The organism is Pseudomonas sp. 32A (assembly GCF_052682255.1).
The window spans coordinates 3,543,032-3,569,598 of sequence record NZ_JBQYLY010000001.1 but is presented as its reverse complement, the minus strand read 5'-3'; the positions used below and the strand labels follow the sequence as shown (position 1 = coordinate 3,569,598).

The 26,567-nt window shown below is 61.3% G+C and carries 26 protein-coding genes; 9 read left to right on the top strand and 17 right to left on the bottom strand.

The genetic code is table 11. The features are described 5' to 3' along the window. Positions 1-44: 44 nt before the first annotated feature. The gene (erpA, locus tag ACUN0G_RS16260; RefSeq protein ID WP_003176443.1) at positions 45-395 is read right to left on the bottom strand and encodes an iron-sulfur cluster insertion protein ErpA; all 351 of its coding nucleotides are present in this window, start codon (positions 393-395) and stop codon (positions 45-47) included. A 162-nt stretch (positions 396-557) separates the two neighbouring features. Further along, positions 558-1,592 carry an N-acetyl-gamma-glutamyl-phosphate reductase gene (argC, locus tag ACUN0G_RS16255; RefSeq protein WP_445573827.1) on the bottom strand — a complete coding sequence of 345 codons (1,035 nt, stop codon included), beginning with the start codon at positions 1,590-1,592 and terminating at the stop codon, positions 558-560. A 136-nt stretch (positions 1,593-1,728) separates the two neighbouring features. Between argC and hemJ the strand changes: the two genes are divergently transcribed. The 6 genes from hemJ to coq7 all read left to right on the top strand — a co-directional run bounded on the left by hemJ (position 1,729) and on the right by coq7 (position 6,241). Further along, the gene (gene hemJ / locus ACUN0G_RS16250; protein ID WP_069551961.1) at positions 1,729-2,157 is read left to right on the top strand and encodes a protoporphyrinogen oxidase HemJ; all 429 of its coding nucleotides are present in this window, start codon (positions 1,729-1,731) and stop codon (positions 2,155-2,157) included. Between the two features lie 24 nt (positions 2,158-2,181). Next, a complete protein-coding gene (locus tag ACUN0G_RS16245) occupies positions 2,182-3,150 on the top strand; it encodes an NAD(P)H-dependent flavin oxidoreductase (RefSeq protein WP_076017917.1) in 969 nt (322 codons plus the stop codon). A 63-nt stretch (positions 3,151-3,213) separates the two neighbouring features. Further along, complete coding sequence (locus ACUN0G_RS16240) at positions 3,214-4,179, top strand: DUF805 domain-containing protein (protein ID WP_017476330.1); 966 nt, start codon at positions 3,214-3,216, stop codon at positions 4,177-4,179. 62 nt (positions 4,180-4,241) lie between these two features. Continuing rightward, the gene (locus ACUN0G_RS16235; RefSeq protein ID WP_010167219.1) at positions 4,242-5,030 is read left to right on the top strand and encodes an SDR family NAD(P)-dependent oxidoreductase; all 789 of its coding nucleotides are present in this window, start codon (positions 4,242-4,244) and stop codon (positions 5,028-5,030) included. 46 nt (positions 5,031-5,076) lie between these two features. Beyond that, the gene (locus ACUN0G_RS16230) at positions 5,077-5,415 is read left to right on the top strand and encodes a histidine triad nucleotide-binding protein (RefSeq protein WP_003210943.1); all 339 of its coding nucleotides are present in this window, start codon (positions 5,077-5,079) and stop codon (positions 5,413-5,415) included. 178 nt (positions 5,416-5,593) lie between these two features. Continuing rightward, on the top strand, positions 5,594-6,241 hold the full coding sequence (gene coq7 / locus ACUN0G_RS16225) for a 2-polyprenyl-3-methyl-6-methoxy-1,4-benzoquinone monooxygenase (RefSeq protein ID WP_076017915.1): 648 nt from the start codon (positions 5,594-5,596) through the stop codon (positions 6,239-6,241). A 65-nt stretch (positions 6,242-6,306) separates the two neighbouring features. Here coq7 and ACUN0G_RS16220 read toward each other — a convergent pair whose 3' ends face one another. Continuing rightward, complete coding sequence (locus tag ACUN0G_RS16220) at positions 6,307-6,729, bottom strand: OsmC family protein (RefSeq protein WP_005792019.1); 423 nt, start codon at positions 6,727-6,729, stop codon at positions 6,307-6,309. Between the two features lie 250 nt (positions 6,730-6,979). On the opposite strand from ACUN0G_RS16220, the gene crp reads away from it, so the two are divergent. Next, the gene (gene crp / locus ACUN0G_RS16215; protein WP_017476332.1) at positions 6,980-7,624 is read left to right on the top strand and encodes a cAMP-activated global transcriptional regulator CRP; all 645 of its coding nucleotides are present in this window, start codon (positions 6,980-6,982) and stop codon (positions 7,622-7,624) included. Here the strand turns inward: crp and ACUN0G_RS16210 are convergent. From ACUN0G_RS16210 to ACUN0G_RS16195, 4 genes are read right to left on the bottom strand one after another with little or no spacing between them, the layout of a single operon-like run. Next, positions 7,621-8,316, bottom strand: coding sequence for a lipoate--protein ligase family protein (locus ACUN0G_RS16210; protein WP_177008793.1), 696 nt, complete (start codon positions 8,314-8,316; stop codon positions 7,621-7,623). The two genes, crp and ACUN0G_RS16210, sit on opposite strands and share 4 nt — an antisense overlap. Positions 8,317-8,318: 2 nt before the next feature. Next, complete coding sequence (gene trpC, locus ACUN0G_RS16205; protein WP_063026793.1) at positions 8,319-9,155, bottom strand: indole-3-glycerol phosphate synthase TrpC; 837 nt, start codon at positions 9,153-9,155, stop codon at positions 8,319-8,321. After that, the gene (trpD, locus tag ACUN0G_RS16200) at positions 9,152-10,201 is read right to left on the bottom strand and encodes an anthranilate phosphoribosyltransferase (protein WP_017476335.1); all 1,050 of its coding nucleotides are present in this window, start codon (positions 10,199-10,201) and stop codon (positions 9,152-9,154) included. The genes trpC and trpD overlap by 4 nt, the downstream gene beginning before the upstream one ends. A gap of 9 nt (positions 10,202-10,210) precedes the next feature. Continuing rightward, positions 10,211-10,804 carry an aminodeoxychorismate/anthranilate synthase component II gene (locus tag ACUN0G_RS16195; RefSeq protein WP_258342441.1) on the bottom strand — a complete coding sequence of 198 codons (594 nt, stop codon included), beginning with the start codon at positions 10,802-10,804 and terminating at the stop codon, positions 10,211-10,213. 412 nt (positions 10,805-11,216) lie between these two features. On the opposite strand from ACUN0G_RS16195, the gene estP reads away from it, so the two are divergent. Then, positions 11,217-13,139 carry an esterase EstP gene (gene estP, locus ACUN0G_RS16190; protein WP_445573826.1) on the top strand — a complete coding sequence of 641 codons (1,923 nt, stop codon included), beginning with the start codon at positions 11,217-11,219 and terminating at the stop codon, positions 13,137-13,139. Between the two features lie 140 nt (positions 13,140-13,279). Here the strand turns inward: estP and trpE are convergent, their stop codons facing one another. The 10 genes from trpE to ACUN0G_RS16140 all read right to left on the bottom strand — a co-directional run bounded on the left by trpE (position 13,280) and on the right by ACUN0G_RS16140 (position 25,490). Further along, a complete protein-coding gene (gene trpE / locus ACUN0G_RS16185) occupies positions 13,280-14,761 on the bottom strand; it encodes an anthranilate synthase component I (protein WP_445573825.1) in 1,482 nt (493 codons plus the stop codon). Positions 14,762-14,829: 68 nt separating this feature from the next. Next, entirely contained in the window at positions 14,830-15,648 is an 819-nt protein-coding gene (locus tag ACUN0G_RS16180) for a phosphoglycolate phosphatase (protein ID WP_421525978.1), read from the bottom strand. Beyond that, positions 15,645-16,319, bottom strand: a complete 675-nt coding sequence (gene rpe, locus ACUN0G_RS16175; protein ID WP_008434441.1) for a ribulose-phosphate 3-epimerase — start codon at positions 16,317-16,319, stop codon at positions 15,645-15,647. Before rpe ends, ACUN0G_RS16180 begins: the two co-directional genes overlap by 4 nt. Positions 16,320-16,402: 83 nt before the next feature. After that, a complete protein-coding gene (locus ACUN0G_RS16170) occupies positions 16,403-17,551 on the bottom strand; it encodes an iron-containing alcohol dehydrogenase (RefSeq protein ID WP_421525979.1) in 1,149 nt (382 codons plus the stop codon). A gap of 202 nt (positions 17,552-17,753) precedes the next feature. Beyond that, positions 17,754-18,578 (bottom strand): ABC transporter permease, encoded by an 825-nt coding sequence (locus ACUN0G_RS16165; protein ID WP_010167249.1) that lies wholly within the window; start codon positions 18,576-18,578, stop codon positions 17,754-17,756. Between the two features lie 13 nt (positions 18,579-18,591). Then, positions 18,592-19,824 (bottom strand): ABC transporter permease, encoded by a 1,233-nt coding sequence (locus ACUN0G_RS16160; protein WP_003210972.1) that lies wholly within the window; start codon positions 19,822-19,824, stop codon positions 18,592-18,594. Between the two features lie 212 nt (positions 19,825-20,036). After that, positions 20,037-21,077 (bottom strand): ABC transporter substrate-binding protein, encoded by a 1,041-nt coding sequence (locus tag ACUN0G_RS16155; RefSeq protein ID WP_258342451.1) that lies wholly within the window; start codon positions 21,075-21,077, stop codon positions 20,037-20,039. A gap of 43 nt (positions 21,078-21,120) precedes the next feature. Then, on the bottom strand, positions 21,121-22,233 hold the full coding sequence (locus ACUN0G_RS16150; protein WP_445573824.1) for an ABC transporter ATP-binding protein: 1,113 nt from the start codon (positions 22,231-22,233) through the stop codon (positions 21,121-21,123). 214 nt (positions 22,234-22,447) lie between these two features. Continuing rightward, positions 22,448-23,077, bottom strand: coding sequence for a response regulator (locus ACUN0G_RS16145; protein WP_003210977.1), 630 nt, complete (start codon positions 23,075-23,077; stop codon positions 22,448-22,450). Positions 23,078-23,102: 25 nt separating this feature from the next. Beyond that, a complete protein-coding gene (locus ACUN0G_RS16140) occupies positions 23,103-25,490 on the bottom strand; it encodes a PAS domain-containing sensor histidine kinase (protein ID WP_445573823.1) in 2,388 nt (795 codons plus the stop codon). A gap of 77 nt (positions 25,491-25,567) precedes the next feature. On the opposite strand from ACUN0G_RS16140, the gene ACUN0G_RS16135 reads away from it, so the two are divergent. Next, positions 25,568-26,542 (top strand): alpha/beta hydrolase family protein, encoded by a 975-nt coding sequence (locus tag ACUN0G_RS16135; protein ID WP_076017902.1) that lies wholly within the window; start codon positions 25,568-25,570, stop codon positions 26,540-26,542. Positions 26,543-26,567: the final 25 nt, after the last annotated feature.

The window sequence follows — 26,567 nt, the reverse complement described above, 5'->3', positions numbered from 1 at the left end:
TTGACCCTATCAAGGCCAAGCGGCGTTTTTACATCCGCTGTCGATCAGATCGAGAACGAAGACCCGCAACCACAAGTAGTAGTGGCATTCGGGTTCTTGATCACGAAGCGCGAACCTTCCAGACCTTCCTGATAGTCCACCTCGGCTCCTGCCAGGTACTGGAAGCTCATTGGATCGACGACCAGGCTTACGCCCTCGCGCTCAACGATGGTGTCGTCATCGGCCACGTCTTCATCGAAGGTGAAACCGTACTGAAACCCTGAACAACCGCCGCCCGTAACAAATACGCGCAGCTTCAAGCGATCATTACCCTCTTCATCGACCAGGCTCTTCACCTTGTGCGCAGCACCGTGGGTGAATTGCAAAGCCGTGGGGGTGAAGGATTCAACGCTCATGCTGATAATCTCCCGGCGTAGCGCCGCCATATGCGTGATGGCGGGCATTATCCGCTTCTCCTAGAAAAGCGGTCAACTATTGTTACGGTATATCAATCTGCGCAGCGGCCATTAAAAACACGAAAGGCCCGATCAACGGGCCTTTGCGCGACAGCAGAAAACTTACGGCAGCATGCCCGCGTGGGACAGGCCCAGCTTCTCATCCAGGCCAAACAGGATGTTCATGTTCTGCACAGCCTGGCCCGAGGCACCCTTGACCAGGTTATCGATCACCGACAGCACCACCACCAGATCACCATCCTGTGGACGGTGCACCGCGATACGGCACACATTGGCACCACGCACACTGCGGGTTTCCGGGTGGCTGCCCGCCGGCATCACATCGACGAACGGCTCATTGGCATAACGTTTTTCAAACAGCGCCTGCAGGTCCACCGAACGATCAACGACTGTCGCATACAGCGTGGAGTGGATCCCGCGGATCATCGGCGTCAGGTGCGGCACAAACGTCAGGCCGACATCTTTACCTGCTGCGCGACGCAGCCCCTGGCGAATTTCCGGCAAGTGACGGTGACCTTTGACCGCATAGGCTTTCATGCTTTCCGACGTCTCGGAGTACAGCGAGCCTACGGCTGCCCCACGACCCGCGCCGCTGACGCCCGACTTGCAGTCAGCAATCAGCCGCGATGCGTCCGCCAGCCCGGCTTCCAGCAATGGCAGGAAACCCAGCTGTGTAGCAGTTGGATAGCAACCCGGTACGGCGATCAGGCGCGCTTGTTTGATCTGCTCGCGATTGACCTCCGGCAGGCCATACACCGCTTCGTCCAGCAACTCCGGCGCGCCGTGAGGCTGGCCGTACCACTTGGCCCACTCATCGGCGTCCTGCAGGCGGAAGTCGGCCGACAAATCGATCACCTTGGTGCCCGCTGCCAGCAACTCGCCCGCCAGGGCATGGGCAACACCGTGGGGCGTGGCGAAGAACACCACATCACAGGCACCCAGGGTGTTGATATCCGGCACGCTGAACGCCAAGCCGTCGTAGTGGCCTCGCAGGTTCGGATACATGTCCGCCACCGCCAGGCCGGCCTCGGATCGGGAAGTGATCACCACCACCTCAGCTTGCGGATGCTGAGCCAACAGACGCAGCAATTCGACACCGGTGTAACCCGTGCCGCCGACGATACCGACCTTGACCATAAACCTGCCCTCAACGAACCCACTGGAAAGCCGTCGATAATAGGGTCCGTATCGTCCTGCGACAACCGTCAACGTGACGTGTAGACGCTTGAGCCACTACTATCTTCAGCTACCGTGAACCTGGGAATAACTAAAAATGCTTTATCTATGGGTCAAAGCCTTCCATATCGTCAGCATCGTCTGCTGGTTTGCCGCGCTGTTCTACCTTCCGCGCCTGTTCGTCTACCACGCCCAAAGCGAGGACACCGTCAGCAAGGAACGCTTCAGCGTCATGGAGCGCAAGCTCTACCGCGGCATCATGGGGCCGGCGATGATTGCCAGCCTGGTATTCGGCGCCTGGCTGATCTACCTCAATCCCGCCATCTTTCAATCCGGGGCGTGGATTCACGCCAAGTTGACTCTGGTAGTACTGCTGATTGGCTACCACCACATGTGCGGCGCGCAGGTAAAGCGTTTTGCCCGTGGCGAAAACACCCGCAGCCATGTCTTTTATCGCTGGTTCAATGAAGTGCCAGTTCTGATATTGCTGGCTATCGTAATTTTGGTCGTGGTCAAACCGTTCTAATCTCTATTACTCGGGGTACTTCCAATGTCGCTGCCCGCTTCGCTCGAACACAGTCTGCGCCTGCCTGTAGTGGCTGCGCCGATGTTTCTTATTTCCAACCCGCAACTGGTCCTGGCCTGCTGCCGTAACGGAATCGTCGGCAGTTTCCCTGCCCTCAACCAACGGGAAAGCAGCGGTTTCAAGGCCTGGCTGGAAGAGATCGAAGCGGGCCTGGCGCTGCTGGACAACCCGGCGCCCTATGCGGTCAACCTGATCGTGCACAACAGCAACCCACGTGTGGAAGCTGACCTGGCGATCTGCGTCGAGCACAAAGTGCCGATCGTCATCACCAGCCTGGGCGCGGTGAAAGAATTGGTGGACGCCGTACACAGCTACGGTGGCCTGGTATTCCACGATGTCACCACCCGGCGCCATGCAGAGAAAGCCGCTGAAGCGGGCGTCGACGGCCTGATCGCCGTTGCGGCGGGCGCCGGTGGCCATGCCGGCACCTGGAGCCCGTTCTCGCTGATCGCAGAGATCCGTCAGTTCTTCGACAAAACCCTGCTGCTCGCCGGTTGCCTGAACCACGGCCACGAAATCCTCGCCGCGCAACTGCTCGGCGCTGACCTGGCCTATTTTGGCACCCGCTTTATCGGCACCACCGAAAGCCACGCCCCGGATGCTTATAAAGAGATGCTGCTCACATCGCGCGCCGCCGACATCGTGCACACTCCAGCCGTCTCCGGTGTACCCGCAAGCTTCATGCGCCAGAGCCTGGAAAACGCCGGTTTCGATCTGGCCGCGCTGCAAGGTAAGGGCGAAGTCAATTTCGGCTCCAAGCTCAAGCCGCTCAACGACGAAGCCAAAGCCTGGAAGACCGTCTGGTCCGCCGGCCAGGGCGTCGGTGAGATTGATGATTTGCCAAGCGTCGATGAACTCGTGGCCCGCCTGGATGCCGAATACCGCAAGGCGCTTGAGCACGCGGCACAACTGCCGGCACGCTGGCCACGCTGACCCGCGATGTAACGCCTGCTGATCAAAGCAGGCTTCCCCCATTCAAGTGACAAGGATGCCCGCATGAGCGACAACCGTTTCAAGATTGTGTTTGATGGCGCATTGCTCCCGGGTGTCGAAAGCACCACCGCCAAGCTGAATCTCGCCGAACTGTTCAAAAGCGACGTTGAAGCGATCGAAAAACTCTTTACCGGCCGCCCGGTCGCCCTGAAACGCGACCTTTCCCGCGCCGATGCCGAGACCTATCTGCAAGCGTTGAAAAACGCCGGGGTCGATGCACGCATAGAAGAAGAGCAGCCTGTCGCCTTCAGCCTTGCCGAAACCCACGAAACGGACGCCGGCAGTTCCACTGATTACACCCGCCCCGCCGCTTCGCCTTACGCCCCGCCCCGGGCAGCCGTCGGCGAGAACCTGCCGGAGTTTTCCACCCTTAAAGTGTTCACCGTCAACGGCCGTATCGGACGCCTGCGCTTCCTGGCGTGGACACTGGTGTTGAGCGTGGTGATGCTCCTTATCTCAGGCGCGTTCTTCACTGTCGGGCTGGGCATCGCCGCGGTGTCCCCAACGATTGCCATGGTCATTGGCTTCCTGGTGGGGATTGCCCTGCTCGTGGCCGCTGTGTGGGTCAGCGTGCAGATCACCGTGCAGCGCCTGCATGACCTGGGCTGGTCCGGCTGGCTGTGGTTCCTGCACCTGGTGCCCTTCGTAGGCAGCATCTTCCCGATTCTGCTGATGGTGCTCCCGGGCAATACCGGCGCCAACCAGTACGGCGCGCCGCCACCGCGCAACTCTACCGCGGTCAAAATCCTGTCCGCCCTGTGGCTTGCATTCATTCCGTTGGTCTTTGCCGGCGCAGTGCTAGTGGGCATGAGCGGCTACCTGGACCAACTGGAAAGCGACGTAGGCGGCAGCTACGAAAGCAGCTCCATCAACTCCGATGACGACAGCGACCAGGCCACCACCGTCGATGAAGTCGATGTGCAAAGTGCTGACGACGCAGCCGAACCTGTAGACTCTACGCAACAGTGAAAAACGCCCGACGCCTGTGACGCCTCTGTCACAGGCCCGGTAGCGTTGCGATGGAGAAACGCATGACCCGTTACGCTCTGATCACCGGTGCCTCCAGCGGCATCGGCCTGGCCTTGGCCGAAGCACTGGCCCGTCGCGGCCGCAGCTTGATTCTGGTGGCCCGCCAGCGTGATCAGTTGGAAAGCATTGCAATCGAATTGACTCAGCGCTTCGGCGTCGAGGTGCTGTTCCGCGCCTGCGACCTCGGTGAACCCTTGCGACTGTCGGGGTTCCTGCTGGAGCTCGAGGAAGGCGAGCGGCAAATCGACCTGCTGGTCAACTGCGCCGGCATCGGCACCAGCGGCCCGTTCCTGGCACAGGACTGGATGACCGAACAGGACCTGATGGAAGTCAACATCCTGGCCCTGACCCGCATGTGCCATGCACTCGGCAATGCCATGGCCCTGCACGGCGGTGGGCAGATTCTCAACGTCGCGTCGGTTGCCGCCTTCCAGCCAGGGCCGTGGATGAGCACGTACTACGCCAGCAAGGCCTACGTGCTGCACTTCTCCGAAGGCTTGCGCGAGGAACTGAAGACCTGCGGCATCAAGGTTTCCGTACTCTGCCCAGGCCCGACCCGCACCGCATTCTTCGGCACCGCACAAATGGACACCGCCAAGCTCGACCGCAGCCAACAGCTGATGAGCCCGGAAGAAGTCGCGCTGTACACCGTGCGCGCCCTGGCCAAGAACAAAGCCATCATCATTCCGGGCCGGCGCAACCGCTGGCTGGCGTTCAGCCCGCGCCTGAGCCCGCGCTGGCTGACCCGCAAAATCGCCGGCGCGATCAACAAGGCCTATTGCCCGCGCTGATCGCGTGAGTACACTCACCCTGCACTTTCACAATGGAGAAACAGCTGTGGATACTCTGTTCACCAAGATCATCAACAGAGAAATACCCGCGAAGATCATCTACGAGGATGACCAGGTCCTGGCATTCCACGACATCGCGCCAATGGCCCCGGTGCATTTCCTGGTGATCCCGAAAAAGCCGATCCGCACCCTTAACGACCTCACCGAGGAAGACAAGGCACTGGCCGGGCATATCCTGTTCACCGCCCAGCGCCTGGCGGTGGAGCAAGGCTGCGAAAAGGGCTTCCGTGTGGTGATGAACTGCAATGAAGACGGCGGGCAGACCGTTTATCACATCCATATGCATGTGCTGGGTCAGCGCCAGATGAACTGGCCGCCGGGCTGAGCACTACCTGTGGCGAGGGAGCTTGCTCCCGCTGGGCTGCGTAGCAGCCCCAAAAACGAGAGCGCTGCGCACTCCAGCGGGAGCAAGCTCCCTCGCCACACATGCAATTTGACCCAGCGCAAACGCTTCCCCCTCTCTTGCGGTAAACTGGCCGCCGAGATTCTTCCCGGAGGTCAGCATGACTACCCAACGTCACTACTCGCCGATTGATCGCCTGTTGCTGCAAGCCGACACGGCCATGCGCACGCTGTTGCCATTCAGTGGCCAACCGCACCGTCCGTCGCCCGCCATCGTGCAACCCGAAGCACAGATGAGCGAGACCGACACCCGCCACGTAGCCGGCCTGATGCGCATCAACCATACCGGTGAAGTCTGTGCCCAGGCGTTGTACCAAGGCCAGGCCCTGACCGCCAAGCTGCCGCAAGTGCGCGCCGCCATGGAACACGCTGCCGAAGAAGAAATCGACCACCTGGCCTGGTGCGAGCAACGCATCCGACAGTTGAACAGCCATCCAAGCGTGCTGAATCCGCTGTTCTACGGCTTATCGTTTGGTATCGGCGCGGTAGCGGGCTTGATCAGCGACAAAGTCAGCCTGGGTTTTGTAGCGGCCACCGAGCATCAGGTGTGCAAGCACCTCAATGAACACCTTGAACAACTGCCGGCTGAAGACGAAAAGTCCCGGGCGATTCTTGAGCAGATGCGCATTGATGAAGAACATCACGCCGAAAGCGCGCTGGACGCGGGCGGCTTCCGCTTCCCGGCTCCAGTGAAGTTTGGCATGAGCCTGTTGGCCAAGGTCATGACCAAGAGCACTTACCGCATCTGACAGTCCCGCATAACGCAAAAAGGGCGCTTTTTAAGCGCCCTTTCTTTTTGCCTGCCAATCAACGATCAGCCCAGCTCAATGATCTCGTAGTCATGAGTGATGGCAACACCCGCAGCGCCCAACATGATCGAGGCCGAGCAATACTTCTCAGCCGACAGCTCAATGGCACGCTTGACCTGGGCTTCTTTCAGCGCCCGGCCCTTGACGACAAAGTGCATGTGGATCTTGGTAAACACTTTCGGGTCTTCGGTCGCACGCTCAGCTTCCAGGAACGCTTCGCAGCTTTCCACGGCCTGGCGGGACTTCTTCAAGATGCTGACCACATCGAAATTGCTGCAACCGCCTACACCAAGCAGGAGCATTTCCATCGGGCGTACGCCCAGGTTGCGGCCACCGGCCTCAGGCGGACCGTCCATGACCACAACATGGCCACTGCCCGACTCACCGAGGAACATGGCTTCGCCCGCCCATTGGATGCGTGCCTTCATCGCCCAGACTCCACTGCTAAAAAAGGGTCGCCAGCTTAGCACAGGGCTTTGGGACCTCAGCGTTTCCCATGAAAGTGATCAACAGCAGCGATTACGGGGTAAATTCCCTAATGGAGCCGGAATGTGTCTGTTAAGCTGGCGCCAAATCAATGGCGCATTGCCATCCATTGGATGACATCACCCAACCGTTGATCGCGCTGACCAAAAAAACAAGCTCAACAACACCGTGCAGTCTTTTCGGGATACAACCATGGTTGCGATTACTCCCACACCCAAGATCAAGAACCTCGACAAACTGCTGATGCATTGTCAGCGCCGGCGTCATCCGGCCAAGCACAACATCATCTGCGCGGGCGAGCGTTCGGAAACCCTGTTTTTCATTATCAAAGGCTCAGTCACCATCCTGATCGAGGATGACGATGGCCGCGAAATGATCATCGCCTACCTCAATACCGGTGATTTCTTCGGCGAGCTCGGACTTTTCGAGCAAGCGGGCAAGGAACAGGAGCGCAGCGCCTGGGTGCGGGCCAAGGTCGAATGCGAAGTCGCCGAGATCAGCTATGCGAAGTTTCGCGAATTGGCCCAGCAGGACCCCGACATTCTGTACGCCTTGAGCGGCCAGATCGCCCAGCGCCTGAGAGACACCACGCGCAAAGTCGGCGACCTGGCATTTTTCGACGTCACCGGCCGGGTTGCCCGCTGCCTGCTGGAACTGTGCAAGCAGCCGGATGCCATGACCCATCCCGACGGGATGCAGATCAAGATCACCCGTCAGGAGATCGGACGTATCGTCGGTTGCTCGAGGGAAATGGTTGGCCGGGTGCTGAAGGACCTGGAAGAACGCAACCTGGTGCATGTCAAAGGCAAGACCATGGTGGTCTTCGGTACCCGTTAAACCGTGAGGAAGCTCGCAAGCATCTGGCGGTATAACGTGTCGAGCCGGGCAATCGCGTCTGGCGCAGCAAAGGCTTCGTGCAGGGCGATGTGGCTTTCGGCGCGCACCCGTTGTTCCAGGCCACACGCTTCATTGAAGCGATTGACCGCGGCGATCAACTCGACGCGATCATCATCCAGCAACAACGCACCATGCACCAACCCCACCGGGCGCCCGCCACTCTGGCGCCAGCGCTGGGCAGTGCCGACCATTTTGCGGCCATCCAGATTGACGTTGTAGCGACCGTCGCAAAAGGCCCCGTCAATCTCGCCCACCGAAGCATTGCCACCCAGCTCGATAAGCAGGTCGCAAATCGGCTGGCACAAACGCTGGTAGCCGGTTTCGATGCGGCCCTGGTCACCTTCACTGCGCGGTGGCGCGTAGACCAGCGCGATATTGACCGTGGCTGCCGACTGTGGAACCGGCTCACCGCCTGTTTCCCGCAGCAGCACCGGCCAACCGGCGTCTGCCGACACCTGGCTGGCGGTCTCGAATGCCGGAAGGCGGCTCAAACGACGAGGCATCACCAACGCTTGATCGCTGGGCTGCCAGAACAACAGGCCGAACGGTTGCTCACCCGCACAGACAGCGGCGAGCAAATCCTGCTCGGCCTTAAGGCCTGCCTCGACCGTCATCGCCACCGGCTGGGTCATCATCAATCCAGGGTCGAACCGCTGACAGCAACGCCACGCTCCGGGAAGAACAGGCGCTGCAATTCAGCTCCCGGGTTCTCGGCACGCATGAAGGTTTCGCCGACGAGGAACGAGTACACGCCGCTGATTTCCATCAGTTCGACATCGGCACGATTGACGATGCCACTTTCGGTAATCACCAACCGGTCACGCGGGATACGCGGCAACAGGTCGAGGGTGTTTTCCAGGCTGACTTCAAACGTGTGCAGGTTGCGGTTGTTGACGCCCACCAACGGTGTGTCGAGGGTTTTCAACGCGCGTTCCAGTTCATCACCGTCGTGCACTTCCACCAGCACGTCGAGGCCAACACTTTTGGCCACGGCTGCCAGCTCGGCCATCTTCACGTCATCCAGTGCGGAGACGATCAACAGCACGCAATCGGCGCCCAAGGCACGGGCTTCGACGATCTGGTAGGGGTCGACCATGAAGTCCTTGCGGATCACCGGCAGCGAGCACGCGGCACGTGCTTGCTGCAAGTACAGGTCGGAACCCTGGAAGAAGTCGATATCAGTCAACACCGAGAGGCACGTCGCGCCGCCCTTTTCATAGCTCTTGGCAATGTCTTCAGGGATGAAGATCTCGCGGATCACGCCCTTACTCGGCGAAGCCTTCTTGATTTCAGCGATAACGGCCGGCTGCTTTTCCTTGGCCTGCTTGATCAGCGCATTGGCAAACCCGCGCGGTGCATCAGCGGTTTTCGCCAGGCCTTCCAGCTCAGCCAGGCTGACCCGGGCGCGGCGCTCAGCGACTTCTTCTGCCTTGCGAGCCAGGATTTTCTCCAGAACGGTCGGAACACTCATCCTTCATTCTCCACTTTGAACACCGCAGTAAACGCACCCAGTTCTTCGAGCTTTTCGCGCGCCAGCCCGGTATGCAATGCATCATGAGCGAGGGCAACACCCTCTTTAAGACTGTAGGCGTGATCCGCGGCATACAGCGCCGCACCGGCATTGAGCACAATCATTTCTGCGGCTTTCTGGCCGTTTTCGGTCTTGCGACGCCCCAGGGCATCGCGAATCAATTCAAGGGAGGCCGCCGGGCTTTCCACCGCCAGGCCGTGCAGGCTCTGGCTTTTCATGCCGAGGTCTTCAGGTTCGACCCAATATTCGGTGACCTGGTCGTCCTTCAGCTCCGCCACGAAGGTCGGTGCGGCCAGGCTGAACTCGTCCAGGCCGTCCTTGGAGTGCACCACCAGCACATGCTTGCTGCCCAGGCGCTGCAAGACTTCGGCCAATGGCCGGCACAGCGCCTGGCTGAACACGCCCACCACCTGATGCTTCACACCGGCCGGATTCGTAAGCGGGCCGAGCATGTTGAACAGGGTGCGCAGGCCCAAATCCTTGCGCGGACCGGCGGCGTGCTTCATCGCGCCGTGATGGGACTGGGCAAACATGAAGCCGATGCCGACGTTATCGATGCAACGCGCCACTTGTACCGGAGTCAGGTTCAGGTAGATGCCTGCGGCCTCCAGCAAATCGGCACTGCCGCTTTTACCCGACACCGCGCGATTACCGTGTTTGGCCACGGTGCAGCCGGCGGCCGCCACTACAAAGGAAGAAGCCGTCGACACGTTGAAAATGTTCGCACCGTCGCCGCCGGTGCCGACCACGTCGACCACGCCGTCGAGGGTCTTGAGTTCGACCTTGTCTGCCAGCTCACGCATGACCGACACGGCGCCGACGATTTCATCGATGCTCTCGCTCTTCATGCGCATGGCCATCATGAACGCGCCAATCTGCGCATCGGTGCATTGACCGGTCATGATCTCGCGCATCACATCGCTCATTTCAGCGGTGCTCAGGTCCAGATGGCCGACGATACGGCTCAGGGCAGTCTTGATATCCATGAAAAGTCCTTAGCGCGTGCCGCCGCTCTGCTTGAGAAAGTTAGCGAACAGCTCGTAGCCCTGCTCGGTCAAAATCGATTCCGGGTGAAATTGCACCCCTTCGACGTTCAGTGTCTTGTGACGCAGGCCCATGATCTCGTCGACGGAGCCGTCTTCCAGTTGGGTCCAGGCCGTCAGTTCAAGGCATTCGGGCAGGGTTTCACGCTTGACCACCAGCGAGTGGTAGCGGGTGACCGTCACCGGCAGGTTCAAACCGTGGAATACACCCTGGTCCTTGTGGAACACCGGGCTGGTCTTGCCGTGCATCACCTGGCGGGCGCGAACTACGTCGCCGCCGAACGCCTGGCCGATGGACTGATGGCCCAGGCAAACACCCAGGATCGGCAGCTTGCCGGCGAAATATTGGATGGCTTCGAGGGAGATGCCGGCTTCGGTCGGCGTGCACGGGCCTGGGGAAACAACGATGCGTTCAGGGTTCAACGCGGCGATTTGCGCCACGCTCAATTCGTCGTTGCGCACTACCTTGACCTCGGCGCCGAGCTCGCCCAGGTACTGCACAACGTTGTAGGTAAAGGAGTCGTAGTTATCAATCATCAGCAACATGTGGGTTAAAACCTCTTGAATTCACTGACTTCTAATGACGGCCTTCCAAGGGAGTGACCCGCTGCCAGACGCACTTTCCGGTTGCCGGGGTTGGCCGGCAAGGGGCGTCGAACAAAGGGTGAAGAAGGCAAATCGGTACAGGTCCGGCGGGGCCGGTAGAGAAAAGTTAGGCGCGCCAACGCCAACGGGCGTGTGCCTTGACTACTCGCATCAAGAGTTTGCTGATGATCAACACGGGGAGGGTCTCATTCATACGTCCAAGCACAGTAACGTAGCCTCGCCAGCGGTGCAATATGGCGCCGCAAATACGGGGCGAAGTGCCCGACCGATAATTGGCGTCAATTTTTTCAGAACCCTTGAAAGGTCGCTACAGTCACAGTGCTGATAAAAAAACAAAAGCATGGACGGACTCATGACCAAGACCCCTTATTTCGCTCCACTCGTCGGCTGCCTGCTAAGCCTGGCTTGCTCCCAAGCGTTCGCCGCGCCGTCGCCCTACTCGACCATGATCGTATTCGGCGACAGCCTGGCCGATGCCGGGACATTCGCCGACCCTGGGGCACCGGGTTCAACCTATCGCTTCACCAACCGTACCGGCCCGCAGTACTTCGACGGCAGCGGCGAAAGCACTTCGCTGATTTCCTCGACGTTATTGGGCGGCAAGCTGGGAGTCGCGGCAGGCGACCTGAACGCATCCACCTCGCCGCAGCGCGCCGCGCAAGGCCAGGCAGACGGTAACAACTGGGCCGTCGGCGGCTACACCACCCAGCAGATCTACGATGCCATCACCGGCAACTCCACCGTCACCGATAGCGACACCGGGCAGGTGTTGCGTACCCGCCCCGGATACCTGACATCCACGGGCGGCCGAGCCGACCCCAACGCGTTGTACTTTCTCTCCGGCGGCGGAAATGATTTCCTCGACGGCCTGGTCCTCAGCCCCGGCCAAGCCTCGGCCGCAGCCGGTCGCCTGGCCGACAGCGCCCAGGCTCTGCAACAGGCTGGCGCCCGATATGTCATGGTGTGGATGCTGCCGGACCTGGGCCTGACGCCTGCCGTCAATGGCACGCCGCTCCAAGGGACGGTCAGCGCGTTGGCCGGCGTGTTCAACCAGACCCTGGTGCAGCGCCTGTCGCAAATCGATGCGCAGATCATCCCGCTGAACATTCCGTTGCTGCTCAAGGAAACCTTCGCCGATCCCGGGCGCTTTGGCTTTGCCACCAATCAGAACCTCAACCAGACCTGCTTCAGCGGCACCACCTGCCGGAACCCCGTGTATGGCGTCGGCGGTACCAACCCGGACCCGACCAAGCTGATCTACAACGACACGGTCCACCCGACCGAGGCCGGCCAGGTCTTGATCGCCGACTACGCGTATTCGCTGCTGGCTGCCCCTTGGGAAATCACCCTGCTTCCGGAAATGGCCCAAGGTACCTTGCGCGCCCATCAGGATTCATTGCGCAACCAATGGCAAGCCGACTCGGGTAGCTGGCAGGCCGTAGGCCAATGGCGGGCGATTGTCGACGCTGGCGGCCAGCATCTGGACTTCGATGATCAAAACAGCTCGGCCAGCGGTGACGGCAGCGGCTACAACCTCAACATCGGTGGCAGCTACAGGCTCAATGACGAATGGCGCGTGGGAGTGGCGGCAGGCTTCTACCGCCAGAGTCTTGAGGCCGGCGCCAGCGATTCGGACTACAAGCTCAATAGCTACCTGGGCACCGCGTTCGCCCAGTATCAAGAGGACCACTGGTGGGCCGACGCCGCGCTGACCGGCGGCAAGCTGGACTTCGACAACCTCAAGCGCAAGTTCGCCCTGGGCACCAGCGAAGGCACCGAGAAAGGCGACACTGACGGCTGGCTATGGGCCTTGAGCGCACGCGTGGGGTATGACATCGCCGAGCCGAACAGCGAATGGCACTTCTCGCCCTTCATCAGCGCCGATTATTCGCGGGTCGAGGTGAATGGTTATTCGGAGAAAGATGCCCGCTCCACCGCGCTGACCTTTGATGACCAACAGCGCGACTCCAAGCGCCTGGGAATCGGATTACAAGCCAACTACCGCTTCACGCCGCAAACCTTGGTGTTTGCTGAAGTGGCCCACGAGCACGAGTTTGAAAACGATACCCAGCGAGTGGGGATGTCCCTCAACAGCGTGCCGGGGATTGATTTCAAACTGGACGGCTACACGCCACGCAGCAATTCGGATCGCTTGAACCTGGGGATTACCCACAAGGTGACCAAGGACCTGGCGTTGAACGCGGCCTATAACGTGAGAAAGGATGACAACTTTACCCAGCAAGGGGTGAGTGTCGGGGTGAGTCTGAATTTCTGACTCGGACTTGAAGATTGCACAAAAACAAATGTGGGAGCGGGCTTGCTCGCGAATTGCAGTGGGTCAGTCAATACATCAGGTGACTGTCACACCGCCTTCGCGAGCAAGCCCGCTCCCACATTTTTGATCTACGTCTGACTTCAGTCCTGCGGGGTCTGCTCAGCCAACGCCACCGCACGGAACATCGCCCGGCGCTTGTTCAGCGTCTCTTCCCACTCCAGCGCCGGCACCGAGTCGGCCACGATCCCGCCGCCTGCCTGCACGTGCAGTTCGCCGTCCTTGATCACCGCCGTACGGATCGCGATCGCAGTGTCCATATTGCCGTTCCAGGCGAAATACCCCACCGCGCCGCCATACACACCACGTTTGACCGGCTCCAGCTCGTCGATGATTTCCATCGCACGAATCTTCGGCGCACCCGACAAGGTGCCCGCCGGCAGGATCGCCCGCAGTGCATCCATCGCGGTCAATCCGGCCTTCAGCTCGCCGGTGACGTTGGACACGATGTGCATTACGTTGGAATAACGCTCGATCACCATCTTCTCGGTGAGCTTCACCGAACCGATTTCCGAAACACGCCCGGTGTCGTTGCGGCCCAGGTCGATCAGCATCAAGTGCTCGGCGATTTCCTTGTCGTCGCTCAGCAGGTCCTGCTCCAGCGCCAGGTCCGCCTCCTCGGTCGCGCCGCGAGGACGCGTGCCGGCAATCGGGCGCACGGTGATCAGGTTGTCTTCCACACGCACCAGCACTTCCGGCGAACTGCCCACCACATGGAAGTCGCCAAAGTTGAAGAAGTACATGTAGGGCGTCGGGTTGAAGCAGCGCAGCGCCCGGTACAAATCGATGGGCGCGGCCTTGAAGTCGATGGACATGCGTTGCGACGGCACCACCTGCATGCAGTCTCCGGCAAGGATGTATTCCTTGATGGTATCGACGGCACGCTCGTAGTCAGCCTGGGTAAAGCTGGAGCGGAACACCGGGTCGGCCGCCGGTGGACGGCTAAGGTCCAGGCCACGGCGCGGAGTGATCGGCTGACGCAGCTTTTCCAGCAGCGCTTCGAGGCTGGCCTGGCCTTGCTCGAACGCGTCGGCCTGGGAAGGGTCGGCCAACACAATCGCGTGCATCTTGCCCGCGAGGTTATCGAACACCACCACCGCGTCGGAAACCATCAGCAGAATGTCCGGCACGCCCAACGGATCGGGGTTCGGGGATTTGCCCAGGCGTTTTTCCACGTAGCGCACGCAATCGTAGCCGAAGTAACCCACCAGGCCGCCGTTGAAGCGCGGCAGGCCGGCGATGGTCGGCACGTTGTAGCGCGCCTTGAACGCCTCGACGAAGGCCAGCGGATCTTCCACGTCGTGGCTTTCAATCTCGACGCCGTCCAGGGTGATGCTCACATGGTGATCATGGACACGCAGCACCGTACGGCACGGCAGGCCGATGATCGAATAACGGCCCCATTTTTCGCCACCCTGCACCGACTCCAGCAGATAGGAGTTGGGCTCGTCGGCCAGTTTCAGGTAGATCGACAATGGCGTGTCGAAGTCGGCCAGGGTTTCGCAGGCCATGGGGATAAGGTTGTAGCCGGCAGCGGCCAAACGCAGGAATTCTTCGCGGATCATGAGGTGCCTCGTGGCTTGAGGGTCTAACGGTCAGGTGTGCAAACGTGCCGCAGCGCGGCCAGGATCAGTCAGGCGCGCCAACGCCAGCGGGCCAGGGCCTTGATGACTTTCATCCAGAGTTTGCGAGTGACCACCACGATGGGATTTCCAGAAGGGGATGGAACAGCGTCGGGCAACGTTATCTCAGCGCCCGTTCCCAAGCAACCGGGGATTAACAGGCGCAGGTCATCAATCACCAGCGCCGGGGATTCTTCGGCAATCGGCCGGCCATGGTTATAGCCGTAACTCAAGGCCACGCACTTGACACCCGCCGCTTTCGCCGCCAGCACATCACTGCGCGAATCGCCGACAAACAGCGATTGGGAGGCCGGGATATTGGCCATTTTCATCACGAAAAACAGTGCCGCCGGGTCGGGTTTCTTCTGCGGCAAGGTATCGCCACCGATGATCCAGCGGAAATACCGACCGATCTTCATCTGGTCCAACAGCGGCGCGACGAAGCGCTCCGGCTTGTTGGTGATCAGGGCCATTTCCACGCCCTGCTTGTGCAGCCATTTCAGGGTGTCGCGCACGCCGGGATAAACCACGGTCAATTCGTGGCCGTTTTCATAGGCCACGTTGAACAACTCAAGCGCATGCTCGGCTTCCACCTCATCGACCCCCTCGGCCTCGATGTTGTTGGCCAGAGCCCGGCGCACCAGCATCTGCACGCCGTTGCCAACCCACTCGCGCACCGACTCGATGCCCGCCGGCTTGCGACCGAGCTTGAGCAGCATGTCGTCCACCGCGGCCGCCAGGTCCGGCACCGAATCGATCAACGTACCGTCCAGATCGAACATCACCAGCCGTGGCAGTTTGCCGGGGAACAGCTGCTCAAAGCCGCTCATGGACGCGCCAGCGCCAGTTCTGCACGCATCTTGGCGATCACTTCCTGATAGTCCGGGGCATTGAAGATCGCCGAGCCGGCCACAAAGGTGTCGGCACCCGCTGCGGCGATTTCGCGGATGTTGTTGACGTTGACGCCACCGTCGATCTCCAGGCGGATATCACGGCCCGAGGCATCGATCAGCGCCCGCGCTTCACGCAGCTTGTTGAGGGTGCCGGGGATGAATTTCTGCCCGCCGAAGCCCGGGTTGACGCTCATCAACAGGACCATGTCGACCTTGTCCATCACGTACTCAAGCACGCTCAGCGGAGTGGCCGGGTTGAACACCAGGCCCGCCTTGCAACCGCCCTCGCGGATCAGTTGCAGGGTGCGGTCCACGTGCAGCGTGGCTTCCGGGTGGAAGGTGATGTAGGTCGCACCGGCTTCGATGAAGTCGCCGACGATGCGGTCCACCGGGCTGACCATCAAGTGCGCGTCGATGGGCGCGGTCACGCCGTATTTACGCAGGGCGGCGCAGACCATCGGACCAATGGTCAGGTTCGGCACATAGTGGTTGTCCATGACATCGAAGTGAACGAAGTCGGCACCGGCGGCCAACACGTTGTCCACTTCCTCACCCAGGCGGGCGAAGTCGGCGGAGAGAATCGATGGAGCAATGACGAAGGGCTGCATGACGCACCTTTTTGAGCTAAATCACGATGGCGCGCATTGTATACCTCATGCTTTGCCGCGCGCACCGTGACCTCGCTCAATGGTTAATAAGCTGCCCGGTAGATTTTCTCGATATCAGCGGCGCTGAGCTTGCGCGGATTGTTGCGCATCAGGCGTTCGATTCCCGCGGCCTCTATGGCCATGGCCGGGATCGCGTCTTCGGGCACACCGAAGCTGCGCAGGCCGGACGGGATCTCGACTGCGGCACACAGTCGCGTCATCGCCTCGACGGCCTGGTCCGCCGCATCCACGGCGCTCAGCCCCGTGACATTCACGCCCATGGCCTCGGCAATCTCCTGCATGCGCTCCACACACGCCAGCTTGTTCCAGTGCATCACGTAGGGCAGCAGCAAGGCATTGCTCACGCCGTGGGCGATGTTGAAGCGCCCGCCCAGTGGATAGGCCAACGCATGCACCGCGCCCACGCCGGCATTCCCGAACGCCATCCCGGCCATCAGGCTGGCGGTGGCCATGTCGTCACGGGCTTGCAGGTTGAGCGGATTGGCGTAGGCCTTGGGCAACGCCTTGGCGATCAGCTTGATCGCACCGATGGCCAGCGCATCAGTGATCGGCGAGGCATTCAGCGACAAGTAGGACTCGATGGCATGCACCAACGCATCCACGCCACTGGCGGCAGTCACGCTGCGGGGGCAGGTGAGGGTCATTTGCGGGCTGATCAGAGCTACGTCCGGCAGCAGGAAATCGCTGACGATACCTTTTTTCAGTTGCGCGACCTTGTCCGACAGAATCGCCACGTTGGTCACTTCAGAACCGGTGCCGGCGGTGGTGGGAATCGCGATCAGCGGCGGGCCTTTGCGCGGCACCTGGTCGACGCCGAACAGGTCGGCCAGGGCGCCGTGATAACCGGCGTAGGCCGCCACGCTCTTGGCGATGTCGATGGCACTGCCGCCACCGACGCCGATCAGGCCGTCATGCCCGCCTTCGCGGTAGACACGCATGCAGTCCTCGACGATGGCGATTTCCGGGTCGGGCAGCACCCGGTCGAAAATTTCATAGGTCCGTTCGCCCAGGTGCGCCAGCGCCAGCGCCACGGTGCCGGACTTGACCAGTGCCGCATCGGTGACAATCAGCGGGTTATCGATATCCAGCCGCGTCAGCTCGGCGGCCAGTTGCTCGATGGCACCCGGGCCGGTGAGCAGTTTGTGGGCGATCTTGAATGAGGAAGTACTCATGTGCGCGGCCTCTTATCAGTTATGGGCTGGCACAAGAGTAGCTGACTTAGGCTGGTTGTCTTGCATTCAGCGACTGAATAGACACAGAACCGATGTGGGAGCGGGCTTGCTCGCGAAGGCGGTGTGTCAGTCACCCAATACATCAACTGATCCACCGCCTTCGCGAGCAAGCCCGCTCCCACATGTTGATCTCTGTTTGGCTTTAGACTTGGGCGGTGCGCAGCTTTTCACTGCGCCCGCGCAGCCATTCCAGGGTCAGCAACAGCACCACCGAGAACGCAATCAACAAGGTCGCCGCTGCGGCAATGGTAGGGCTGAGGTTTTCGCGGATGCCGCTGAACATCTGGCGGGGCAAGGTTGCCTGCTCGGGCCCGGCGAGGAACAGCGTCACCACCACTTCATCAAACGAGGTGGCAAAGGCAAACAGCGCCCCGGAGATCACCCCCGGCGCAATCAGCGGTAAGGTCACCCGGCGAAACGCCGTCAGCGGGGACGCGCCCAGGCTGGCCGCCGCCCGCACCAGGTTATGGTTGAACCCTTGCAAGGTCGCCGACACCGTGATGATCACAAACGGCACGCCCAGCACCGCGTGCACCACGATCAGCGAAAAGAAGCTGTTGCCCAGGCCCAGCGGTGCGAAGAACAGGTAACTGGCCACGCCGATAATCACCACCGGCACCACCATCGGCGAAATCACCAGGGCCATTACCAGCGCCTTGCCCGGGAAATTCCCGCGCGTCAGGCCAATCGCCGCCAGGGTGCCGAACACCATCGCCAGCACCGTGGCCGCCGGGGCGACGATGATGCTGTTCTTCAAGGCGCGCATCCATTCCGCCGAGCCGAAGAAGTCCTGGTACCAGTGCAGCGAGAAGCCTTGCAGCGGGTAGACCAGGAAACTTCCGCTGTTGAACGACAGCGGGATGATCACCAGCACCGGCAAGATCAGGAACAACAGGATCAGGCCGCAGAGAATCCGCAAGCTATAGAACCAGACCCGTTCCACGGGCGACATATAAGGGCTCAGCATCGCAACGGTCTCCTTAGCTCAGGCGCAGGCGGCTGGCGCCCACCAGCCAGTTGTAGATCAGGTACAGCACCACGGTGGCCAGCAGCAGCAAGCCGCCCAAGGCCGTGGCCATTCCCCAGTTGATGCTGGTGTTGGTGTAGAAGGCCACGAAGTAGCTGACCATCTGGTCGTTCGGGCTGCCCAGCAACGCCGGGGTGATGTAGTAGCCGATCGCCAAAATGAACACCAACAGGCAGCCGGCGCCTACGCCTGCATAAGTCTGCGGGAAGTACACGCGCCAGAAGCTGGCGAATGGGTGGCAACCCAGGGAAATCGCCGCCCGCATGTAAGTCGGCGAGATGCCTTTCATCACGCTGTAGATCGGCAGAATCATGAACGGCAGCAGGATGTGCACCATGGAGATGTAGACGCCGAGCCGGTTGAACACCAGTTCCACCGGTTTATCGATCAGGCCCATGCCCATCAGCGCGCTGTTGATCAAGCCGCCGGACTGCAGCAACACGATCCAGGCCGCCACGCGCACCAGCACCGAGGTCCAGAACGGCAACAGCACCAGGATCATCAGCAGGTTGCTTTGCCGCGCCGGCAGGTTGGCCAGCAGGTAAGCCAGTGGATAGGCCAATAGCAGGCAGCACACGGTGATGACCAGACCCATCCAGAACGTACGGGCGAAGATATCGAGGTAGATCGCCTGGTCTGGAGTGGCCGGGGCAATTTCGCCGAGGTCGTCGATGCGATGATCGACGGCGGCCAGCAGGTAGTAAGGCGTCAGGCTGCTGGTGTTGCGCCGGATCGCCTGCCAGTACGCCGGGTCGCCCCAGCGTTCGTCGAGGTTTTCCAGCGCTTCTTTATAAGAGGCAGGCGCCTCGGTGAACGGCAGCGCCCGCGCGGTTTTCGTCAGCAGGCTGCGATAGCCCGCCAGTTCCATGTTCAAGCGTTTTGAGAGGTCGCCCAGGGTCGAGTTTTTCCGGGCTTCGCCCAGGTCCTCGCTGATGGCCTGGTACACCGGCTCGCCCGGTAGGCCACGACCGTCCCAAGCGGTTACCGCTACCACCGTACGCGGCAGGCCGCCCACCACTTCCGGGTTGCCGACGCTTTTGTAGAGCAGCGCCACAATCGGCACCAGGAACACCAGCAGCAGAAACACCACCAGCGGCGCGATCAAGGCCTGGGCCTTCCAGCGGTTGAGCCGCTCGGCACGCGCCAGGCGCTGTTTCAGGGTGGGGCTGGGAATGGCGAGGGCCATGGCGAACTCCGGATCGTAAAAAAGAATGCAGACCTGTGAAGGCCCACACCTGTGGCGAGGGGGCTTGTCCCCCGTTGGGCTGCGCAGCAGCCCCAGTAAAGCCACTGTGGTTTATTAGACTGACCGCGGTGGCTGGTTTTGGGGCCGCTTCGCAGCCCAACGGGGGACAAGCCCCCTCGCCACAAAAAGCCCATCCACCCTGGGTGCGGTGGTTACTTGGCAGCCCAGGAGTTGAAGCGCTGCTCCAATTGCTCACCGTTATCCGCCCAGAAGCTCACGTCGATCTGCACCTGGTTGGCGATGTTTTCCGGGGTAGTCGGCATATCCTTCAGGATGTCCTTCGCCAGCAACGGTACGGCTTGCGTATTGGCCGGACCGTAGGCGATGTTTTCCGAGTAGGTCTTCTGCTGCTGCGGCTGTACCGAGAAGGCGATGAATTTCTTCGCCGCCTCAGCACGGTCCTTGGCCAGGCCTTTCGGAATGGCCCAGGCGTCGAAGTCGTAGATCCCGCCGTTCCACACCACTTTCAGGTTGCTTTCTTTCTGCACGGCGGCGATCCGGCCGTTGTAGGCAGAACTCATCACGACGTCGCCAGAAGCGAGGTACTGCGGCGGTTGGGCGCCCGCTTCCCACCACTGGATATACGGTTTGAGCTCATCCAGTTTCTTGAAGGCACGGTCCTGGCCATCTTTGCCGGCCAGCACTTTGTACACATCCTTCGGTGCCACACCGTCAGCCATCAAGGCGAATTCCAGGGTGTACTTGGCGCCCTTGCGCAGGCCGCGCTTGCCCGGGAATTTCTTGGTGTCCCAGAAATCTGCCCAGCCGCCTGGTGGAGCTTTGAGTTTGTCGGCGTTGTAGGCCAGCACGGTGGACCACACGAAGAAGCCCACGCCGCACGGCTGGATCGCGCCCTTCACGTAGTCGCCCGGGTTGCCGAACAGCTTCGGGTCCAGGGGTTCGAACATGTCTTCGTCACAACCACGGGACAGTTCCGGCGACTCTACTTCCACCAAGTCCCAGGACACGCTCTTGGTGTCGACCATGGCTTTGACCTTGGCCATTTCGCCGTTGTACTCGCCGGCGACGATCTTGCCGTTGCCCGCGCTTTCCCACGGTGCGTAGAAGGCCTTGACCTGTGCCGCCTTGTTCGCGCCACCGAAGGACACGACCGTCAAATCAGGGCCCGCCATGGCCTGTGTCGCGCCCATCAGGCTCAAAGCCAGGGCTGAATATTTCAGGGATCTCAACATTGTTGTTCTCTCCACGTGCGAGGTTGGTGAAGCAAGGGGGCGATCAATTCGCCTCTAGAAGTGGGTCGAGTGCGCGAACGTGCTCGACTTGCCAGCCAATCGGTACCACGTCGCCGACCGCCAGGGCTGTGTCCAGCTCGGCGATCGGTTGTTTCACAAAAAAATCAGTCTTGCCGCAGACTTCCAGGCGCACCCGCACGTGGTCGCCCAGGTAGATGAATTCCGCCACGCGCCCGGAGAAACGGTTGACGCAGCTTTCGCTGGAACCGTTAAGGCTCACGCGCTCCGGGCGTACCGACAGGGTCACCGGACCGCCGACCTGGCCAACGTTCACCGCCAGCGCCTCGACCTTTTCGCCACGCGCCAGCTCGACCACGCAGCGGTCGCCGGTGTGGCTGTGGAGGCGGCCATTGAGGCGGTTGTTCTCGCCGATGAAGTTGGCAACGAAAGTGTTTTTCGGTTCTTCATACAAGGTGCGCGGGGCGGCGATCTGCTGGATCTCGCCCTGGTGGAATACCGCCACCCGGTCGGACATCGTCAGCGCTTCGCCCTGGTCGTGGGTCACGTACACCACGGTCACGCCGAGGCGCTGGTGCAGGTGCTTGATCTCCATCTGCATGTGCTCGCGCAGTTGCTTGTCGAGGGCGCCAAGGGGTTCGTCCATCAGCACCAACTGCGGCTCGAACACCAGCGCCCGGGCCAGGGCCACCCGCTGTTGCTGGCCACCGGAGAGTTGCGCCGGGTAGCGCTGGGCGAAGGCATCGAGCTGGACCATGTTCAGCACACGCTTGACCCGCTCGCTGATGTCGGTCTTGCTCAGGCCGCGCACAGAGAGCGGAAACGCCAGGTTCTCGGAGACAGTCATGTGGGGGAACAGCGCGTAATTCTGGAACACCATGCCGATGTCACGCTTGTGGGGCGGCACGTTGTTGATGGAGCGGCCGGCCAGCTGGATCTCGCCGGCGGTAGGGGTTTCGAAGCCGGCGAGCATCATCAGGCTGGTCGTCTTGCCCGACCCCGACGGCCCAAGCAGGGTCAGGAACTCGCCCTTGCGAATCTCCAGGTTGAGGTCTTTGACGATCAGGTTCTCGCCGTCGTAGCTCTTTTGCACGCCACGAAAGCTGACCAGCACATCATTTGAATCCACCTCGCTCATACCCGCACCTTTTTGTTTTGGACTGCCATGGAGCAAGCGTAGTCCAGCCGCAAGCCCGCGGAAATCGGGGGGCCGGAGAGATTGGCATCAGCCGGATGGAAGGTTTGGGGTAGGGATCGCCCTACACGGATGGCGGGCACAGGACAGTGCGACAGCTACAGGTGGCAGGAATGGGTTTTCTAGCGGCACAGAGTGGTCGCAAATAGATATGCGGTTATAGAAGCTTATGCTCCATGGCGTACTTCACCAGTTCCGCCAGGGAGGTGATGTTGAGCTTTTGCATCAAGCGCGCCTTGTGGGTGCTGATGGTCTTGCTGCTCAACGCCAACTGCTGGGCGATGTCGTTGACGTTGGCGCCCTGGGCCAGGCGCTCGAATACCGAGAATTCGCGCTCCGACAACAATGAATGCAACGGGCGCGAATCGGTCAGGCCGACTTCAAAGACCATGCGGTCAGCCAGGTCCGGGTCGATATACCGCCCGCCCGCCGCGACCTTGCGGATCGCCGTCAGCAGCAGCGCCGGGTCACTGTCCTTGGTGGCGTAGCCGGCGGCACCGACCTTCAGCGCACGGGCGGCCATTTGCGCTTCGTCGTGCATCGACAGCACCAGGATCGCCGGGGGATTGTTCAGCGCACGAATCCGCGGAATGGCTTCCAGGCCGTTGACGCCAGGCATCGAGATGTCCAGCAAGACCACCTCGCAGGGCACGTGGCGCAGGGTCTCCAGCAACTGCTCGCCATTGCTCGCCTCGCCCACCACCAGCAGGTCCTTGGCCAGGCCGATCAGTTGCTTGATGCCTTCGCGAACGATGGTGTGGTCTTCAGCTACCAGTACACGGATCACTGTGGATGTCCTCTTCTTTTGGTTATCAATCCAGCGGCACCGTCACGCTCAGGGTGGTGCCTTCGCCCAACTCACTGTCCAGGCTCAGTTGCCCGCCCATGATCAACACCCGTTCGCGCATGCCCACCAGGCCAAACGACACTGGTCGACCGGGAGCCTGGACGAAACCAATGCCATCGTCGCTGATGGTCAGCCGCAAGTGCGCGCCCTCCACCACCAGCGTCAGTTCGACAGTATGCGCCTGGGCATGGCGCATCACATTGGTCAGTGCCTCCTGCAGGATGCGGAACAGGCCGATGGCCTTGGCGTCGCTCAGTACCGGCAGGTTATCCGGCACCTGCACCAGGCACGGAATCTGCGTTCGGGCTTCGAAGCGCCGGGCCTGCCATTCGATCGCCGAGGCAATCCCGGCATCGAGAATCGGCGGGCGCAAGGCGGTGGCCACATCGCGTACCAGTTGGAACAGTTGGGCGATCAGGCGCTTCATGCTGTTCAGCCGCTCGTGCAGGCCGGGATCCAGTTGCGCGTAGGTCAGCTCGCACATCGAGGTTTCCAGCTTGAGCACGGTGAGCATCTGCCCAAGCTCATCGTGCACTTCCCGGGCGATGCGGGCCTTCTCTTCCTCGCGCACGGTTTCCAGGTGCGCCGACAATTCCCGCAGTTGCGCGCGGGAGGCGTCCAGCTCCAGCTCGATGCGTTTGCTCTCGCTGATGTCCCAGACAATTCCGTCCCAGACCACGGTGCCGTCTTCCAGGCGCCGGGTCACCGCCTTGATATCGGCCCAGCGCTGCTCGCCCAGGCGAGTCAGGATGCGGCCCTGCCAGGCCCAGTTGCTCTCGGTCTCGATGGCCTGGTCCTGGGTGCGGTGATAACTGGCGCGGTCGTCGGGATGCACCAGGCTGCGAATGCCCATGGCCGGGTGACTGAGCACTTCCGGCGCGTAACCCACCAGGCCCTCGCTGCCCTGGCTGATGTAGGCGAACTCGATCGCCTCGCTGCGCGGCAAGCGTTCCAGGCGAAACACCAGCCCCGGCACATTGGCGGCAATCCCTTGCAGCCGCGCTTCACTTTCCTGCAAGGCCGCGAGGGCCCGGCGACGCTCGGTGACGTCGTTGAGGTAGACCACCAGGTATTCGCCGTCGGCAAAGCGCAGGAAACTCAGGGACACATCGGCTGGCAATACGCTGCCATCGGCGCGCAGGCAATTGGTCGCAAAACTCTGCGGCCCGTCTTCGCTGGCCCGGGCGCGCTTCCACAGGTTGAGCCAGCGGTCCATGGTCAGCGTCGGGTCGAATTCGATCAGCGGTCGCTCGATCAGGGCGCCGGGAACGTAGCCAAGCATGGTTTCTGCGGCCTGGTTGGCGTAGCGCACATGGCTGTCCCAGTTGACCCAAAGGATGCCGACGGTGCTTTGGTCGATGGAGAATTGGGTCAGGCGCAAGGCTTCGGCACCGGCGGCCCGGGCGGCGCTTTCTTCACGGGCGGCCAGCAGGCTGTGTTCCAGGCCGCGTTGCTGGCGGCGCTGCCAGAACACCACGGCCAGGCTGGCGAGCAAGAGAAGGCCGAGAAGCAAGGTGAGGTTTTGCCAGAACCCGGGCGACTCGGTCACCCGTGGGTATTTGGGCTGCAGCCAGCGTGTGTGCAACTGGTCCAGATCGCGGGCGGGAATCGAACGCAAGGCGCTTTGCATGATGTCGGCCAGCTCTGGCCAGTCGCGGCGCGTCGCCACCCGCAGTAATTGCGGCAGGCCGATATCGCCCACCACGGCGAGGCCGGCGAACTCGGTTTCCCCAGACAACCGGCTCAATTGCGCCTCATCCACCACCGCATACCGCGCCTGCTGGCTCACCAGTAATTGCAGGGCCTGGCGCTCCATGGGCACGCCTTGCAGGTTGAGGCTCGGGTAGGTGCTGCGCAAGTAATCCGCCACGGCGCTGGGCATGCGCACGGCGACGCGGGATTGGTCGTCGAGTTTTTCCAGATCGACAGCGGTGCTGCCATCGCGAACCCCGACGATGTGCTGGGGCACCCGCATATACGGATCGGAGAATAACCACAGGCGCAGGCCGGCCGGGGTTTGCAGCAGGCCGGGGGCGAGGTCGACCTCGCCGTCACGCACCGCCGCCTCCAGTTGCTCCTGATTGGGAAAGTTGCGCCAGGTCAGTTCGATATTCAGCGCCTTGGCCAGCCACTGCATCAATTCGACGTTGGCTCCGGACAGCCGCTGCAAGCGCCGATCGTATTGGGCATAAGGCGCCTGCAATACCAGGCCGACCCGCAGGTCCGGATGTTGGTCGAGCCATTCACGCTGGCCGGCATCAAGCTGCGCCTGATGAGCGGCAGGCGCAGGCACGGCGCCCGCGATCAAGGGAAAGCATATACAGCCGATAACCAGCAGGTAGCGAAAACCCATGATCCACGTCTCATATCACTGACAAATACTGACCAACCCATTAGGCTGCCGGAATCACTTCTGGCCGGAAATCAACGATGCCACTTTCCCACCGTTCGGCACTGCCAGCATTGTGCCTGTCGCTGCTGTTTACCAGCGCCTTTTGTGTCGAGGCTGCTGACACTCCCGCTCCCGCCCCGGAAAAACCGGTGGTACGCCAGCCCTTGCCCGAGCGCAGCCAGGAAGAAGCCAACGCCCTGGAGCGACAAATCCCGCAGCAGGAACAGCAACAGTTGCAGGCAGGCAGCGATTCTTTCCTGGCCCTGTGGAAGCCGGCCAACACCGGCGAGCCTGAAGGCGTGGTGATTATCGTCCCGGGCAATGGCGAAAGTGCTGACTGGCCTCAAGCAATCGGGCCGTTGCGCAAGAAATTGCCGGACGCTGCCTGGGGCACCCTGAGCTTGTCGCTGCCGGACCTGACCCTGGACACGCTGCCACCCCGGGTCATCGAATCGCCCAAGGCGGCCGTGGACACCAGCAGCAAAGACGCGAGCACCGTCGCCAAACCCGTGGAGCAAGCCGCCAGCGCCGAAGCTGAAGGCACCGACCCGGCCGTGGTGCCGGGCAACGATGAACAAGACAAGACCGATGCCACGCGAATCTTCGCGCGCATTGACGCCGCCCTCGCCTTCGCCCAGACCCAGAATGCCCGCAGCATTGTGCTTCTGGGCCACGGCACCGGCGCCTGGTGGGCCGCACGCTACCTGAGTGAAAAACAACCGGCGCAGGTACAGAAATTTGTCATGGTGGCCGGACAAACCCCGGTGGGCCGTGCCCCGGACCTGCAACAACTGGCACCGAAACTGAAGGTGGCCACGGCAGACTTTTTCTACCAGGACAACGCCCTGGTACGCAAAGCGGCCCAGGAACGTTCCCAGGCCAGCAAGCGTTTGAAGAATGACAGCTACAAGCAGGTGTCGTTGAAGGCCTTCCCCGATAACAGCCAGGCCGGGCAAGAACAACTGTACCGCCGGATTCGCGGCTGGCTGAGCCCGCAAAACCCCGGGGACTGATCGTAAATCTCAAAAACACTGGAGA

Excerpts from the sequence above, each read along its gene's own strand:
- erpA (WP_003176443.1), bottom strand. The coding sequence starts at position 395 with ATGAGCGTTGAATCCTTCACCCCCACGGCTTTGCAATTCACCCACGGT.
- argC (WP_445573827.1), bottom strand. The coding sequence starts at position 1,592 with ATGGTCAAGGTCGGTATCGTCGGCGGCACGGGTTACACCGGTGTCGAA.
- hemJ (WP_069551961.1), top strand. The coding sequence starts at position 1,729 with ATGCTTTATCTATGGGTCAAAGCCTTCCATATCGTCAGCATCGTCTGC.
- ACUN0G_RS16245 (WP_076017917.1), top strand. The coding sequence starts at position 2,182 with ATGTCGCTGCCCGCTTCGCTCGAACACAGTCTGCGCCTGCCTGTAGTG.
- ACUN0G_RS16240 (WP_017476330.1), top strand. The coding sequence starts at position 3,214 with ATGAGCGACAACCGTTTCAAGATTGTGTTTGATGGCGCATTGCTCCCG.
- ACUN0G_RS16235 (WP_010167219.1), top strand. The coding sequence starts at position 4,242 with ATGACCCGTTACGCTCTGATCACCGGTGCCTCCAGCGGCATCGGCCTG.
- coq7 (WP_076017915.1), top strand. The coding sequence starts at position 5,594 with ATGACTACCCAACGTCACTACTCGCCGATTGATCGCCTGTTGCTGCAA.
- ACUN0G_RS16220 (WP_005792019.1), bottom strand. The coding sequence starts at position 6,729 with ATGAAGGCACGCATCCAATGGGCGGGCGAAGCCATGTTCCTCGGTGAG.
- crp (WP_017476332.1), top strand. The coding sequence starts at position 6,980 with ATGGTTGCGATTACTCCCACACCCAAGATCAAGAACCTCGACAAACTG.
- ACUN0G_RS16210 (WP_177008793.1), bottom strand. The coding sequence starts at position 8,316 with ATGACCCAGCCGGTGGCGATGACGGTCGAGGCAGGCCTTAAGGCCGAG.
- trpC (WP_063026793.1), bottom strand. The coding sequence starts at position 9,155 with ATGAGTGTTCCGACCGTTCTGGAGAAAATCCTGGCTCGCAAGGCAGAA.
- trpD (WP_017476335.1), bottom strand. The coding sequence starts at position 10,201 with ATGGATATCAAGACTGCCCTGAGCCGTATCGTCGGCCATCTGGACCTG.
- ACUN0G_RS16195 (WP_258342441.1), bottom strand. The coding sequence starts at position 10,804 with ATGTTGCTGATGATTGATAACTACGACTCCTTTACCTACAACGTTGTG.
- estP (WP_445573826.1), top strand. The coding sequence starts at position 11,217 with ATGACCAAGACCCCTTATTTCGCTCCACTCGTCGGCTGCCTGCTAAGC.
- trpE (WP_445573825.1), bottom strand. The coding sequence starts at position 14,761 with ATGATCCGCGAAGAATTCCTGCGTTTGGCCGCTGCCGGCTACAACCTT.
- ACUN0G_RS16180 (WP_421525978.1), bottom strand. The coding sequence starts at position 15,648 with ATGAGCGGCTTTGAGCAGCTGTTCCCCGGCAAACTGCCACGGCTGGTG.
- rpe (WP_008434441.1), bottom strand. The coding sequence starts at position 16,319 with ATGCAGCCCTTCGTCATTGCTCCATCGATTCTCTCCGCCGACTTCGCC.
- ACUN0G_RS16170 (WP_421525979.1), bottom strand. The coding sequence starts at position 17,551 with ATGAGTACTTCCTCATTCAAGATCGCCCACAAACTGCTCACCGGCCCG.
- ACUN0G_RS16165 (WP_010167249.1), bottom strand. The coding sequence starts at position 18,578 with ATGCTGAGCCCTTATATGTCGCCCGTGGAACGGGTCTGGTTCTATAGC.
- ACUN0G_RS16160 (WP_003210972.1), bottom strand. The coding sequence starts at position 19,824 with ATGGCCCTCGCCATTCCCAGCCCCACCCTGAAACAGCGCCTGGCGCGT.
- ACUN0G_RS16155 (WP_258342451.1), bottom strand. The coding sequence starts at position 21,077 with ATGTTGAGATCCCTGAAATATTCAGCCCTGGCTTTGAGCCTGATGGGC.
- ACUN0G_RS16150 (WP_445573824.1), bottom strand. The coding sequence starts at position 22,233 with ATGAGCGAGGTGGATTCAAATGATGTGCTGGTCAGCTTTCGTGGCGTG.
- ACUN0G_RS16140 (WP_445573823.1), bottom strand. The coding sequence starts at position 25,490 with ATGGGTTTTCGCTACCTGCTGGTTATCGGCTGTATATGCTTTCCCTTG.
- ACUN0G_RS16135 (WP_076017902.1), top strand. The coding sequence starts at position 25,568 with ATGCCACTTTCCCACCGTTCGGCACTGCCAGCATTGTGCCTGTCGCTG.